The organism is Citrobacter sp. GW821-FHT07H02 (assembly GCF_059418505.1).
This window is the reverse complement of the sequence record NZ_JBWKPZ010000005.1, coordinates 153,662-168,396: the sequence shown is the minus strand read 5'-3', so window position 1 is coordinate 168,396 and position 14,735 is coordinate 153,662. Positions and strand designations below refer to the sequence as shown.

The 14,735-nt window shown below is 51.1% G+C and carries 14 protein-coding genes; 8 read left to right on the top strand and 6 right to left on the bottom strand.

Features of this window, described 5'->3' with window-relative positions; translation table 11 throughout:
* The first annotated feature begins 29 nt into the window (after nucleotides 1-29).
* Entirely contained in the window at nucleotides 30-725 is a 696-nt protein-coding gene (gene bioD / locus AC07NP_RS08885) for a dethiobiotin synthase (protein WP_494660203.1), read from the top strand.
* Here bioD and clcB read toward each other — a convergent pair.
* The 4 genes from clcB to AC07NP_RS08865 all read right to left on the bottom strand — a co-directional run bounded on the left by clcB (nucleotide 681) and on the right by AC07NP_RS08865 (nucleotide 5,855).
* On the bottom strand, nucleotides 681-1,970 hold the full coding sequence (gene clcB / locus AC07NP_RS08880) for a voltage-gated ClC-type chloride channel ClcB (protein WP_494660202.1): 1,290 nt from the start codon (nucleotides 1,968-1,970) through the stop codon (nucleotides 681-683). The genes bioD and clcB overlap by 45 nt on opposite strands.
* 160 nt (nucleotides 1,971-2,130) lie before the next feature.
* Nucleotides 2,131-2,745, bottom strand: coding sequence for a Tat proofreading chaperone DmsD (gene dmsD, locus AC07NP_RS08875; RefSeq protein WP_494660201.1), 615 nt, complete (start codon nucleotides 2,743-2,745; stop codon nucleotides 2,131-2,133).
* A 211-nt stretch (nucleotides 2,746-2,956) separates the two neighbouring features.
* On the bottom strand, nucleotides 2,957-5,395 hold the full coding sequence (ynfE, locus tag AC07NP_RS08870; RefSeq protein ID WP_494660200.1) for a selenate/tellurate reductase subunit YnfE: 2,439 nt from the start codon (nucleotides 5,393-5,395) through the stop codon (nucleotides 2,957-2,959).
* 154 nt (nucleotides 5,396-5,549) lie between these two features.
* Entirely contained in the window at nucleotides 5,550-5,855 is a 306-nt protein-coding gene (locus AC07NP_RS08865; protein WP_370552334.1) for a DUF1161 domain-containing protein, read from the bottom strand.
* Between the two features lie 245 nt (nucleotides 5,856-6,100).
* Here AC07NP_RS08865 and AC07NP_RS08860 point away from each other — a divergent pair, with 245 nt between their 5' ends.
* Nucleotides 6,101-6,484, top strand: coding sequence for a cupin domain-containing protein (locus tag AC07NP_RS08860; RefSeq protein WP_494660199.1), 384 nt, complete (start codon nucleotides 6,101-6,103; stop codon nucleotides 6,482-6,484).
* A gap of 151 nt (nucleotides 6,485-6,635) precedes the next feature.
* Nucleotides 6,636-7,346, top strand: coding sequence for a YnfC family lipoprotein (locus AC07NP_RS08855; protein ID WP_494660198.1), 711 nt, complete (start codon nucleotides 6,636-6,638; stop codon nucleotides 7,344-7,346).
* Between the two features lie 8 nt (nucleotides 7,347-7,354).
* Here AC07NP_RS08855 and speG read toward each other — a convergent pair whose 3' ends face one another.
* Both speG and AC07NP_RS08845 read right to left on the bottom strand, forming a co-directional pair.
* Nucleotides 7,355-7,915 carry a spermidine N1-acetyltransferase gene (speG, locus tag AC07NP_RS08850; RefSeq protein ID WP_203357893.1) on the bottom strand — a complete coding sequence of 187 codons (561 nt, stop codon included), beginning with the start codon at nucleotides 7,913-7,915 and terminating at the stop codon, nucleotides 7,355-7,357.
* Nucleotides 7,916-7,948: 33 nt separating this feature from the next.
* A complete protein-coding gene (locus tag AC07NP_RS08845) occupies nucleotides 7,949-8,290 on the bottom strand; it encodes a DUF1283 family protein (RefSeq protein WP_192612160.1) in 342 nt (113 codons plus the stop codon).
* Between the two features lie 154 nt (nucleotides 8,291-8,444).
* On the opposite strand from AC07NP_RS08845, the gene AC07NP_RS08840 reads away from it, so the two are divergent.
* The 5 genes from AC07NP_RS08840 (at nucleotide 8,445) to AC07NP_RS08820 (ending at nucleotide 14,717) form a co-directional block, all read left to right on the top strand.
* Nucleotides 8,445-8,771, top strand: a complete 327-nt coding sequence (locus AC07NP_RS08840) for a YnfA family protein (protein ID WP_276291810.1) — start codon at nucleotides 8,445-8,447, stop codon at nucleotides 8,769-8,771.
* A gap of 107 nt (nucleotides 8,772-8,878) precedes the next feature.
* A complete protein-coding gene (rspA, locus tag AC07NP_RS08835; protein WP_494660197.1) occupies nucleotides 8,879-10,093 on the top strand; it encodes a starvation-sensing protein RspA in 1,215 nt (404 codons plus the stop codon).
* A gap of 33 nt (nucleotides 10,094-10,126) precedes the next feature.
* Nucleotides 10,127-11,533 carry a glucuronate isomerase gene (uxaC, locus tag AC07NP_RS08830; RefSeq protein WP_494660196.1) on the top strand — a complete coding sequence of 469 codons (1,407 nt, stop codon included), beginning with the start codon at nucleotides 10,127-10,129 and terminating at the stop codon, nucleotides 11,531-11,533.
* A gap of 22 nt (nucleotides 11,534-11,555) precedes the next feature.
* On the top strand, nucleotides 11,556-13,100 hold the full coding sequence (locus AC07NP_RS08825) for an MFS transporter (protein WP_494660195.1): 1,545 nt from the start codon (nucleotides 11,556-11,558) through the stop codon (nucleotides 13,098-13,100).
* 150 nt (nucleotides 13,101-13,250) lie between these two features.
* Nucleotides 13,251-14,717 (top strand): mannitol dehydrogenase family protein, encoded by a 1,467-nt coding sequence (locus AC07NP_RS08820; RefSeq protein ID WP_494660194.1) that lies wholly within the window; start codon nucleotides 13,251-13,253, stop codon nucleotides 14,715-14,717.
* Nucleotides 14,718-14,735: the final 18 nt, after the last annotated feature.

Genomic DNA, 14,735 nt, shown 5'->3' with positions numbered 1-14,735 from the left:
ATTTTTGAAGCATAACGGTGGAGTTAGTGATGCTGAAGCGTTTCTTTATTACAGGTACAGACACTTCTGTTGGGAAGACAGTGGTTTCCCGCGCATTACTACAAGCGTTAGCGTCAGGGGGTAAAACTGTCGCGGGTTACAAACCGGTCGCCAAAGGAAGCAAAGAGACCCCTGAAGGGCTGCGCAACAAAGATGCGCTGGTGCTGCAGAGCGTCTCTTCGATTGAATTGCCTTATGAGGCCATCAACCCGATTGCGTTAAGCGAAGATGAAAGTAGCGTGGCGCACAGTGGTCCTGTCAATTACACCTTGCTGTCCAATGGGTTGGCGAGTCTGAGCGAAAAGGTGGATCACGTTGTTGTGGAAGGCACAGGAGGATGGCGGAGTCTGATGAATGACCTTCGTCCATTATCCGAGTGGGTCGTGCAGGAGCAACTCCCGGTACTGATGGTGGTGGGGATCCAGGAAGGCTGCATCAACCATGCGCTGTTGACGGCGCAGGCCATTGCCAATGATGGGCTGCCTTTAATGGGATGGGTCGCAAACCGAATCAACCCAGGCCTTGCGCATTATGCAGGAATCATTGATGTGCTCGGTAAAAAAATCCCTGCACCTTTGATTGGCGAACTGCCGTATCTTCCTCGTGCAGAGCAGCGTGAACTTGGGCAGTACATCCGCATGTCAATGCTTGGCAGCGTGCTGTCGGTAGATAGAGTCGTGGCGTAACGTTCGCGATAATACCGACGCGATTACGCAAGCCATCAGCAGTCCGGGGAGTAAACGATATTCCCCGGTCATTTCACAAATCATCAGCGTAGACATTATTGGCGCATGCGTAGTGGCCGCCAGTAGCGTCGCCATCCCCGTTAATCCCAGCAGAATCGCTATTTCATCCGGGCCCGGAAGCCAGATCCCCCACAAACGACCAAACAGCATACCGATTGACAGACCGACGAACAGGGTGGGGGTAAACACGCCGCCGGGTGCGCCGGAACCGCTACTGGCAAGCACGGCCAGCAATTTACAGATGAAGATCCCGGCAATCACGGAAAGCAGCGGTGGGGATAACAAAAAGGATTGCACTACGCTATAGCCATTTCCCCAGACGGTTGGCGTCAACAGAGAAAGTAATCCGACCGCCAGTCCCCCCAACGCCAGTTGCCAGGGCGGCGTTAGCTGAAGCCGTAAAAAAACATTGTGAGCCGCCGTCATTGACCACGTCAGCAACGGACCGCAGAGACCGGCGACCAGCCCCATACTGATAATCAGGGCGTATTCCCGCATATGCAGATCGAGTGACAGGTGAACCGTATAAAGCAGCGCGCTGTTGTCGTTGAGTACATGAGTCGTTAGCAACGCCACAACGGCAGAGATCACAACCGGCCCCAGTGACGCCAGCATTAATGTGCCGAAGAGAACCTCCGCGATGAACAGACTTCCGGCCAGCGGTGCATGATAAGCGCTCGCCATACCCGCCGCGGCACCGCAGGCAATCCAGAGTTTCCACTCCTCACGGGGCGCAAAACGTTGCGCAAACGCAGAGGCGGCCAGCGCAGCCAGCAGCACCATGGCACCTTCACGACCAATGGCGCTCCCCGTGGCAACCACCAGTAATGACGCCAGCGATTTCACCAGGCTGGAACGGTAATCAAAGGGGTCATCCGTCTGCAGGGCTTCCATGTAATCGGTAGGCGCATGTGGGCGTTGCTGGTTCATTTTTTGCCAGCCCCATAGCAGGGCTCCGGCAACGAACCCACCGAGGGCGGGGGTGAGTAAACGCCTCAGCGGCGAAAGACCGGCTGCCGCATTGACCAGACTCCCGGTGTCATTACTCAAAAATAACCTTTCGAGGAGCAGCATCGCATGGCGAAATCCGCTCACCGCCAGCGCGGCAAAAATCCCCATTAATGCGGCGAGCCATAAACGGCGAAACAGGGTGCGAAGATCGGGGTAAGCATGTAAACGATGCATGAATAATCGCAGTGTGATGTGATTTTGATAACGGTAGTTTGCGGTGAAATGCGAAAAGAAGCAAAACCGTCAGTGGTGATTGCCGTTGTTAGCGGAGGGCATTAACGCTTATCGGCCCGTAGAGACGATAAGCGTTCGCCCAGTCTGTTTCCTGGCAAATTTACCGGAACAGCGGTTTTACCGCGACGGGGATCAACAGCTGTGATTGCCAGGTGGCTAACGTTTGCTGTGCCAGTTCGCCCAATGCCTGGTAAAATGGATGGTTGGCATTCTCAATGAAAACTTCCAGAAAACGGCTCGACCAGGGCAGCAGATGCCAGGCCAGAAGCTGTTCGCATTCCGTGTGGCGGTCATTTTCAGCGAGCCATGCGGCCAGCAACAGAAGGGAGCCAAAATGATCTTCGGGTTCATTTTGCTGCATCTCAAACTGGATGCCGTTGTCTCGCATCCACTGGCGTAACGCCAGCGTGGAGTCGCCAAAGAGCACGCTTTCTCTGTCTAGCCAGACGGATCCCCAGGGCGGTGAAGGCAGCGCCCACGGACCAACGAATAATCTCTGCCAGGCTTCAGACAGCGATTCATCGCACTCAGCCTGAAAAGAGGTCACCAGCGGCGTTAACAGCGTCTGCGAAAGCGGCCACTGTTCCTGCCAGCCCTCAGTGGTTAAAGCATGGACCAGCGGGGTGGCTTCGCTACTTTCGGGGGCGTAGTAAAACAGGGCGCCAAGCACCCGCGCCGCCATCGAGAATTCGTTAGATTGTGAAAATGAGGTCATGCAAAAATATCCTGAAAGGTGCGAATTTCCCGCACGAGTTTATTAACCTGTAACTGCCATACCGGGCGTCCTGAATCGTGTGGGCCAGTAACCGCAGTTTAGCCAGGGTTTTGCAGCATTTTAGCGGGAATCGCCAGCCACGACCAGAATTTGCCCCCAGGCTGTAACCAAACGCGCCGCTGAAACGCCAGCGGCGACGCAGTGACAGGGCTCAGACTTTCTCGATTTCCACCAGATTGGTGTGTTGTGGATTCCCTTTTGCCAATGGTGAAGGGCGGTGCGTGGTCAGCGTGTTGACACAAGCGCCATGGTCAACTTTATCGCCTGACATATCGGCGTCATGCCAGGCTCCCTGGCCCATGGCGCTTACGCCAGGCAGAATACGCGGCGTAACCTTCGCGGGAATACGAAGTTCTCCACGGTCATTAAACACGCGCACCATATCGCCATTGGCGATGCCGCGTTTTTGGGCGTCTATCGGATTGATCCAGACCTCTTGTCGACAGGCTGCTTGCAGAACGTCAATGTTTCCGTAGCTGGAGTGCGTTCTGGATTTATAATGAAAACCAAAGAGTTGAAGTGGGAATATGCTCCGTTTAGGGTCGTCCCACCCTTCGAACGTGGAGGCATAAATCGGCAGAGGGCTGATGACATCGCCTTTTTCCAGCTCCCAGGTGTTAGCAATGGTTGCCAGCCTGCTGGAGTAGATTTCGATTTTTCCCGACGGGGTTTTGAGCGGGTTCGCCAGCGGATCTTCGCGGAATTTTTTATAGGCGACGTAATGACCATTCGGGTCTTTACGTTTATAAATGCCCATTTTCTTTAAGTCGTCATAGGCGGGAAGCGCCGGATCTTTTTCCAGCATTTTGGCATACAAATAGTGCAGCCACTGCTCCTGTGTTCGCCCTTCAGTGAACCGCTGGTGAATATCCGGGCCAAGGCGTTTTGCCACTTCGCTCATAATCCAGTAAATCGGCTTACGTTCAAATTTAGGCGCAGTGGTCGGCTGGATAAAAATTAAATACCCCATATTACCGGCCGATTCGTTGGGAATAATATCTTCCTGCTCGACGGTCATCAGGTCGGGTAGCAGGATATCGGCATACTTTGCCGAAGAGGTCATGAAGTTCTCGATCACGACGATCATTTCGCATTTTGAGTCATCCTGCAAAATCTCGTGCGTTTTATTGATATCCGAGTGTTGGTTGGTGATGGTGTTGCCGGCATAGTTCCAGATAAATTTAATCGGCACGTCCAGCTTCTCTTTGCCACGAACGCCATCACGTAAGGCCGTCATCTCCGGGCCACGGACAATGGCGTCTGTCCAGCTAAAACAGGAAATTTGTGTTTTAACCGGATTTTTCGGCAGCGGCATACGTTCAATCGTGATGGTGTATGTGGATTCGCGCGCACCGCTATTGCCACCGTGGATCCCCACGTTGCCGGTCAGAATCGGCAGCATGGCAATCGCGCGTGAGGTTAGCTCGCCATTCGCCTGGCGCTGTGGCCCCCATCCCTGGCAAATATAGGCCGGTTTGGCGGTGCCAATTTCACGGGCGAGTTTCACAATGCGATCGACCGGAATGCCGGTAATGTGCGATGCCCACTGCGGCGTTTTGGCGGTGGCGTCTTCGCCCTGACCCAGAATGTAGGCTTTGTAATGCTCGTTGGCTGGCGCGTCAGCGGGGAGTGTTTTTTCATCGTAGCCGACACAACAGGTGTCGAGAAATGGCTGATCGACAAGGTTTTCAGTGATCAACACCCAGGCGATTCCCGCGACCAGCGCCGCGTCGGTACCCGGCCGGATGGGGATCCACTCATCTTCACGACCCGCTGCGGTATCGGTGTAACGGGGATCAATGACGATCATCCTGGCATTCGAGCGTTCCCTGGCTTGTTCAAGGAAATAGGTAACACCGCCGCCGCTCATCCGGGTTTCAGCAGGGTTATTGCCAAACATCACCACCAGTTTGGTGTTTTCAATATCCGAGGTACTGTTGCCGTCATTTGAGCCGTAGGTATAAGGCATGGCGGCGGCGATTTGCGCCGTGCTGTAAGTGCCATAGTGGCTGAGAAAACCGCCATAACAGTTCATCAGGCGGGCCACCAGCGAGGCATAAGGCGAGGAGCGTGTAATATTGCCGCCGACGATGCCGGAGGAGTAGTTGATATACACGGCCTCATTGCCGTATTTGTCTACGGTGTTTTTGAGGCTATGGCTAATAGTATCAAGCGCCTCTTGCCAGCTGATCCGCTCAAACTTTCCTTCACCTCGTTTGCCCACGCGTTTCATTGGGTAATTGAGGCGGTCCGGGTGATTAATACGTCGACGAATAGAGCGTCCGCGCAGACAGGCGCGTACCTGATGATCGCCGTAAATGTCGTCGCCCGTGTTGTCGGTTTCAACCCGCCAGACTTCATTGTCCTTGACGTGAAGGCGCAGAGCGCAACGACTGCCGCAGTTAACTGAGCAGGCGCCCCAGACGACTTTATCGTCCTCCGGCTGCATTGCTTTTTGCACAGCTGCCGCCGCAGTACGAACTCCGAAGGGTAAAGAGAGGCCACCTGCGGCGAGCGCCAGTGAGCCAATGGCTGTGGATTTCACCAACGTTCTGCGGCTAATGCCTCCATGTTGCTCAACTCTGGACATCACTCACTCCATTATCGCAATCGTTATATAAATTGTTTTATATGGGAATTAGTACCCTGCTAATGATGCAATGAGTTTACCCTTGTGTAATGAAGGGGTATTAATCCACGTCAATATAAGGGATGCCCTCCGGGAGCGGAGGGCGAAAGGGGGATCACTGCGGTTCGACGGTGTGCCCATCCTGAGCAGGAGTGCTATTTGCAGGGGCGTTTCCGCTACTTGTACGGGTATAGAGGATTTTGTGGGTGTCGTTTGCACAATGCCCCACAACCTGCGAATCAGGCTGATCTGCCTGATCGTTCGGCACGATGTTTAAGGTAAAACTCGATTCTGCCACCCCGTTGTTGATGATCCGCTGCTCAATATCGCTTTTGACTCTTTCGCACGATTCCGGTGCAGCCATGACCCACGGGGACGCGGTCACCAGTAATAAGACGGCAATTCCTCTGGTTAGGTTCATCATTCACTCCTTCTGTAGAAAACGATAAATAAAGCATAGCATTTGTAGTATACCCCTCTGCATTTGAACGCAACCCGTTGAAGGTTCTTAAAAATAACGCCACTCCCCCAAATATCGCCAAAACGATACCGCTCGTGTGCCCCCAGACTTATTGCGACGAGCTGCCCTGATCGCGAACAAAAAATAACCGCCGTTGGTATACTTTGAGAGCGACCATGCGCGTATTCAATCTAAGGAGGTGCGCAATGGACATAGCAGAAGTGAAATCATTCAGTACACCAGACGAAGTTCGCAAGTTTCCGAATGGGCGACTGGAACTCCTGAATATAGGGGGAGCGATAGTCGGTCGTGCGGTGCTGGAGCCAGGTTGGCGTTGGGCGACCTCCGTGCAGCCCATCGCGGGAACGAAGAGTTGTGAAGCACCTCATTTTCAGTATCACGTTGCCGGGGTGCTGCGGGTAAAAATGGACGATGGTTCTGAATTCGATTGTCTGCCCGGTAATTTGTCACGCATTCCCCCCGGCCACGATGCCTGGGTGGTGGGGGATGAACCGGTGATCATTGTTGACTTCCAGGGAATGGTCGACTGGGCCAGGCATAAAGAGGGCGGTTGTACTGACTCGCCATAAAGCAAAAAAGACCTGTACGATGATCGTCATTTATCATCGTGTAGAGGGCCCATTCTTCGGCGTGGGCCTTTTCTTTGTGGACAAAACTGTGGTGTAACCCTCTGTATTTGCTAATATGATTGAGACTCTTCCCTGTAACGCGGTGAATAATGTGACGAAAAAGGCGCTCCTGAGTTTTCTGTGTGTGATGCTTGCTGGATGTGACAACGCAACAAGTCTGGTTTCGTACACGCCGGAAATGGCCAGCTTTTCCAATGAATTTGATTTTGATCCGTTACGTGGCCCGGTAAAAGATTTCAGCCAGACATTGATGAATGATAAAGGCGAAGTGGCGAAACGGGTCAGCGGCACGTTATCGCAGGAAGGCTGCTTTGATACGCTTGAACTTCACGATGTGGAAAACAATACCGGCCTGGCATTAGTGCTGGACGCCAATTTTTATCGAGATGCCGAAACGCTGGAAAAAAGGGTGCGCTTGCAGGGGAAATGCCAACTGGCGGAATTGCCTTCGGCAGGGGTTGTCTGGGATACCGATGATAACGGTTTCGTCGTTAGCGCAGCGGGTAAAGAGATGAACGTACAGTACCGCTACGACGCCGATGGATATCCGTTGGGTAAGACCACGGTCACCAAAGACAATAAATTGTCGGTCAATTCTAAACCGTCTGCGGACCCGCTAAAAAAAATGGATTATACCGCCGTGACTCTGCTTAACGACCGGCCCGTGGGGAATGTGAAGCAAACCTGCGAATATGACGCCCACGCCAACCCGGTCAACTGCCAGCTTATTATTGTCGATGAAAGCGCTAAACCAGCAGTTGAACGGAGTTACACCATTAAAAATACCATTGAGTATTACTAAACCGCAGTTTACTGCGCGGTGGGTTTTAGCAGGTTAGACGTTGGCGTTTTGTGTTGCGCCAAATACTGCTGCTGGAAGATACACATCCGAATGGTATTGCGGTATTCGCCGTTGATAAAAAACTCATGAATTAATTCACCTTCTATCATAAATCCTAATTTGCGATAGATGTGAATCGCTTTCTCGTTTTCTTTATCGACGATCAAGTACAGCTTGTAGAGGTTGAGCACGGTAAAACCGTAATCCATCGCCAGTTTTGCTGCGCGAGAGGCCAGACCTTTCCCCTGATAATCCGGAGAAATAATGATCTGGAATTCGGCCCGGCGATGCACATGGTTAATTTCGACCAGTTCAACCAGACCGACTTTCTCGCCGTTACATTCCACGACAAAGCGGCGCTCGCTCTGGTCATGAATGTGTTTGTCATACAGATCTGACAGCTCGACAAAGGCTTCATAGGGTTCTTCAAACCAATAACGCATCACGCTGGCGTTATTATCGAGCTGGTGTACAAAGCGTAAATCTTCGCGCTCAAGCGGGCGTAGTTTGACACTCTGGGCGCTTGTCATACGATATCCTTACATTCCTTCGTGAACTTTTATTTAAGGTGCAACAGTGCGGCCGGTGCGACGATCCAGGCAGCGAAGGGTATTCGGTTCCCAATACGCGTTGATATTCGCGCTTTGTTCACATTTATCGCGCTTATCAAACGCCGCGTCAGCTTTATCCCACTCTTTTTCTGTGCGTGTATTCACTTTATTGCGCAGCTTACGCGTATCGTTCCACTGTTCTTTTTCCATCGCGGCCTGCTGACGGCTTTGTGCGCTGTCACCGGATTCAATCACCAGTTTGCTGGTTTCTGCCATTGCACAAGTGGTGTACATGACGGCACCCAGCGTAAGCATTGCCGTCAGGCACAGGCGTTTGCTAAGTGTTTTGTTCATTGTCAGTTCCTTTAAATGAATGGGCTAAAAGCAAATTAATGCGTCCAAATTCTACACTATTTCGGCGCGCAGGGCATACCCGCCTTAAGGGCATGGATACGCTGAGGATATTCTGACGTATCATGGTTAAATCAACGGTCACTCAATACCCATAATGTTAAAAATCACGCTACTCTTTTTTGTTACCGCGCTCTGCGAAATCATCGGCTGCTTTTTACCCTGGCTCTGGCTTAAGCGGGGCGCAACGGCCTGGTTGCTGGTTCCGGCGGGCGTTTCACTGGCGCTGTTTGTCTGGTTGCTGACATTGCATCCGGCGGCCAGCGGACGAGTCTATGCGGCCTATGGCGGTGTCTATGTTTGCACGGCCTTGCTGTGGCTGCGTTTTGTCGACGGCATAAAGCTCAGTGTCTATGACTGGTCAGGCGCCGCGATAGCGCTCTGTGGAATGTTGATCATCGTGGCAGGCTGGGGGCGCGTTTAAGCATCCCATTTTGTGACGAATGAGCGATTTTTTGATCGCTATACTTGTATGGTAGTAGCTCAGTCCGGTAAATTCCCTGCATCACACAAGAGATGTAAGGAATAAAAATGAAGATTGTAGGGGCTGAAGTCTTTGTCACCTGTCCGGGACGTAACTTTGTTACGCTGAAGATTACGACGGAAGACGGTATTACCGGTCTTGGCGACGCCACGCTGAATGGGCGTGAGTTGTCGGTCGCATCGTATCTGAAAGATCATCTTTGCCCTCAACTGATTGGCCGTGACGCGCACCGGATCGAAGATATCTGGCAGTTCTTTTATAAAGGCGCTTACTGGCGTCGTGGCCCGGTCACGATGTCGGCCATCTCTGCTGTTGATATGGCGCTGTGGGACATCAAAGCGAAAGCCGCCAACATGCCGCTGTATCAGTTACTGGGCGGTGCTTCTCGAGAAGGCGTGATGGTGTATTGCCACACTACCGGTCATACGGTCGATGATGTGCTGGAAGATTATGCGCGTCATAAAGAGATGGGGTTTAAAGCGATCCGCGTGCAGTGCGGCGTACCGGGTATGAAAACCACCTACGGCATGGCGAAGGGGAAAGGGCTGGCTTACGAGCCTGCGACAAAAGGGCAGTGGCCGGAAGAGCAACTGTGGTCAACGGAGAAATACCTCGACTTTACCCCCAAACTGTTTGAAGCCGTGCGCAGCAAATTTGGTTTTGATGAGCACTTATTGCATGACATGCATCACCGCCTGACACCCATCGAAGCGGCGCGTTTTGGTAAGAGCATTGAAGATCACCGCCTGTTCTGGATGGAAGATCCCACACCTGCGGAGAACCAGGAATGTTTCCGCCTGATCCGCCAGCATACGGTTACGCCTATCGCGGTCGGCGAAGTCTTTAACAGCATCTGGGATTGTAAACAGCTGATTGAAGAGCAACTGATCGACTACATCCGTACCACGATTACACACGCAGGCGGCATTACTGGTATGCGGCGTATTGCTGATTTTGCCTCACTGTATCAGGTTCGTACCGGTTCACATGGTCCATCCGATCTCTCACCGGTTTGTATGGCTGCGGCGCTGCACTTTGACCTGTGGGTGCCGAATTTCGGGGTTCAGGAATACATGGGGTATTCCGAGCAAATGCTGGAAGTCTTCCCGTATAACTGGACGTTTGACAACGGTTATATGCACCCTGGCGATAAACCGGGTCTGGGTATTGAGTTTGATGAAAAACTGGCGGCGAAATATCCCTACGAACCGGCCTATTTGCCTGTAGCACGTCTGGAAGATGGCACTTTGTGGAACTGGTAATTTAAGCGAATTAGTTAATACAGGATATTAAACATGGACTTCATTAATGATCGCTTTATGATCGACAATGAAGTCGGTGCTCGGTTGTATCAAGACGTCGCAAAAGATCTGCCGATCATCGATTATCATTGCCATCTTGAAGCAAAAGATATTTACGAAAATAAAAGAGTTGAAGATATTACCCAGCTTTGGCTTGCTGGCGACCATTATAAATGGCGTGCGATGCGGGCAAATGGCATAGATGAGCGTTTTATTACCGGTGATGCAAGTGCTGAAGAGAAATTCCAGGCATGGGCCGAAACAGTAGAAGCTGCTTTTGGTAATCCACTTTATCACTGGACTCATCTGGAACTGAGTAAATATTTTGACTGCAATGTGAACCTCGATAGCCAGAACTGGCGTGAAGTGATGGATCATTGTAATCGGGTTATTAAGCAAAACAATTTTAAACCACGTTATTTAATGGAGCATTCAAACGTAGAGGCTATTTGTACAACCGATGCGCCGCTGGATTCTCTCGAGTATCATCGATTATTAAAACAGGATAAAACCTTTTCTATTAAGGTTCTGCCGACATTTCGCCCGGATGATGTGTTTAATGAAAATGCAATTGAGTTTGCACATTTTATTACGCAACTTTCTCATCTTACGGATGTTGGGATAGACTCGTTCGGAAGTTTTGCCGAGGCCATTGGCAAACGTATTGACTGGTTTCATCTGAACGGTTGTCGTATTTCCGATCATGGTCCGGTCAGTATTGATTACCAGGCCAGTGAACCGGAACAGGTGAATGACCTTTTTTCCCGGAAGGCGGGAGGCGTGCTCCTGACGGGGGCAGAAGAAGCGCAGCTCAATAGCGCGATTTTTGTCATGCTCGCTGGGCACTACAAGGCCAGAGACTGGGCGATGCAGATTCACTTCGGTGCGCTGCGCAGTAACAACAGTCAAATGCGTCAGCAATTGGGCATTAATACGGGTTTTGATTCGATTAACGATCAGTCATCTCTGGCGTCCTCGCTCAATCAGTTGCTGGATGCAATGGCAAAGGCAAACGCGTTGCCAAAAACGATCCTTTATAACCTCAATGCGATCTATAACGATGTGGTTGCGACGACTATCGCTAATTTCCAGAGTGCGGAATACGGTGTTAATTCGCCAATGCAGTTTGGTTCAGGTTGGTGGTTTAATGATACGCGACGCGGGATGGAGAATCAGTTAAATAGCCTGGCCGATCAGGGATTACTGATGCATTTCATCGGTATGTTGACGGACTCACGTAGTTTTGTTTCCTATACCCGGCACGACTATTTTCGCAGAATACTCTGCAATCTTATCGGCGGATGGGTCGAAAAAGGTGAGGTGCCGAATAACCAACAAATCCTGACGCGAATGATTAGAAATATTTGCCACGATAATGCCAATAATTATTTTAAATTCTGAGACGTTTTGTTGAGGATAGAACATGACTCGTACCAATAGAAAAATAACGATTCCAACTAGTATCGGCTATGGCATGACCGATATCATGGGAGGCGGCGCATTTACGGTTATTGGCGCATGGCTCCTTTTTTTCTATACCACTTTTGTTGGTCTGTCGCCAGTTGAGGCTGCATCAATAGTGGCGATCGCAAGGATAGTCGATGCGATTGTTAGCTTATTTATGGGCTCTTTTACTGACCACTTTTATAAAAATGCGCTGGGTAAAAAATTTGGCAGAAGACGTTTCTTCTTGCTCATTGGCGCGCCATTAATGCTGGTTTATATTTTACTGTGGGTGACTGGAATGAATTTCTGGTTCTACCTTTCAGTATACCTGGCGTTTGAAATTATCGCTGCGATGGTCCTGATCCCGTGGGAAACATTGCCTTCGGAAATGACAAAGGATTTTAACGGACGGACGAAGCTTTCCACCTGTCGTATGTTTCTTTCTGCAACCGGGACTTTTCTCGCGACCTTCATTCCGGGGTTGTTGATCGGTCATTTCGGGGAACATGACCCGAATGCCTATTTTATCAACGGCGTGGTCTTTGCTGTGATGTTTATGGTCTGCGTATTTATTTCCTGGAAAGTGACATGGGAACGTGAGTTAACGCCGGAAATGCAGGCAGAACTTGAGCGCAGTAGTCAGCCCACTACGCTTGCGGAAAAGGTGGCGATGGTAGGACAACTGTTCAAAGAATATGCCTCAACGTTAAAAGTGCGTGCGTTCAGAAAACATCTGGCCATTTATCTTTTTTCCTTTACCGCGAAAGATGTCTACAACACCGTCTTTGTCTTTTTCTGTGTTTACTGCCTGAACGTTTCTTCAGCACTGGCAGGGACATTGTTGTCAATGAGCATCGTTGGATTACCCGTCACACTTCTGGCAGGGGTCGCGATCATTAAATACGGTCCATCACGGCTTTATGTTTTTGCCTACACATTGATGATGCTGTGTCTGATCGGCCTCTTTATGGTGTACCAGTTCCCGGGGGATAGCAAAGTCACATTGCTGGTGGTTCTTGCTGCGGTGTACCAGGTGGGGCGTTGCGTGCTGGAGTTCACGCCATGGAACGTCTTCCCGTTCATTCCGGACATTGATGAAATGATCACCCGCCAACGTCGTGAAGGTCTGTTTGCCGCAGTGATGACGTTCTCCCGTAAGACGACAGTCGCTATCGCGACCTTCATCGTGGGGTTGATGTTGCAGAGTGGCGGATTTGTGAAGGGGAGTCAGGTTCAGCCTGAAGAAGCCGTTAATACCATTGCTACGCTGCTGTTTGCAGGGACTGCGGGGCTGTTAATTCTGGCTTTGTGGCAGGCGGTAACCTTCCATCTGAATAAACGAACCCACAAAATTTTTGTCGATGAAGTTGATCGTTTAAAAGCCCACGGTGCGAAGCAGGATGTGGACCCTGAAACCCGCCGCATTGTCGAAGACCTGACGGGCTATTCTTATGACGCGCTATGGTGCGAAACGGATAAGACGGCCGTCAAGAAAACGCACTCAACCATCACGATGAGTTAATAAAAGACATCCCTGGCGCGAGTCAGGGATGTCAGATAACTTCAAAATGATGTCATACCAATTGCTAAAAGCTTAATTCAAATCAAAACATACAACCATACAGGCGTTACTCTGAGACAGTCCTGATTTCATTAAAAAGTAGGTCATACAATGCAAAACAAGCTCTTAACGGCAAAGGCTGCGCTTCCGGAATACGATCGTACCAAACTGGTGCCGCGTATTGTTCATCTGGGGTTTGGTGCGTTTCACCGTGCGCATCAGGGAGTCTACACCGATATTCTGGCAGCAGAGCACAACAGTGACTGGGGATATTGTGAAGTCAATCTGATCGGCGGCGAGCAGCAGATTGCCGACCTGAAACAACAAGATAACCTGTATACCGTGGCAGAAATGTCGGCAGATGCGTGGACGGCAAGAGTTGTCGGCGTGGTGAAAACTGCTCTGCATGCCCAGGTTGATGGTCTGGACGCTGTACTGGCCGCGATGTGCGAGCCGCAGGTTGCCATTGTTTCCCTGACGATTACTGAGAAAGGGTATTGTCATTCTCCGGCGACAGGGCAACTGATGCTGGATCACCCAATGATCGCCGCCGATCTGCAAAACCCACAGCAGCCTAAATCCGCAGCGGGGGTTATCGTTGAAGCGCTGGCGCGCCGTAAAGCGGCAGGTTTGCCTGCATTTACCGTGATGTCCTGCGATAACATGCCTGAGAACGGTCATGTGATGCGTAATGTGGTGACCGCGTATGCCGGTGCCGTTAATGCCGAACTGGCGCAGTGGATTGAACAAAACGTCACGTTCCCTTCCACGATGGTTGACCGAATCGTGCCTGCCGTCACTCCTGATACGCTGGACAAAATTGAACAGTTAACCGGTGTTCGCGACCCTGCGGGTGTAGCGTGTGAGCCGTTCCGTCAGTGGGTGATTGAAGACAACTTTGCAGCAGGGCGTCCGGAATGGGAAAAAGCCGGTGCTGAACTGGTTGCCGATGTCATCCCGTTTGAAGAGATGAAACTGCGCATGCTGAACGGTAGCCACTCTTTCCTGGCATACCTTGGCTATCTGGCCGGTTATCAGCATATCAATGATTGTATGGGAGACGAAAATTACCGTCTCGCAGCACATGCGTTGATGCTGCAGGAACAGGCGCCAACTCTGAAAGTGACAGGGGTTGATCTCAAACGTTACGCCGACTTACTGATTGAACGCTACAGCAACCCGGCGCTGCGTCACCGGACCTGGCAGATTGCGATGGACGGTAGCCAGAAACTGCCTCAGCGTATGCTGGATTCTGTGCGTTGGCATCTGGCGCATAACAGCAGCTTTGATTTACTGGCGCTGGGTATTGCAGGATGGATGCGCTATGTCGGGGGTGTGGACGAGCAGGGCAATGCGATTGAGGTCAACGATCCGCTGCTTCCTGTTATTCAGAAAGCGGTTCAGGCGAGTCAGGAAGGTGAAAGCCGCGTTCAGGCGTTGCTGGGCATTGATGCGATCTTCGGCAATGAGCTGCCGCATGAAGGTCTGTTTACCCGTAAAGTGACTGACGCGTATCTGTCTTTGTTGGCTGATGGTGCGAAAGCGACCGTGGCAACGTACGTCGCGAAACTGAAATAACGCTGTAGAAATGGATAT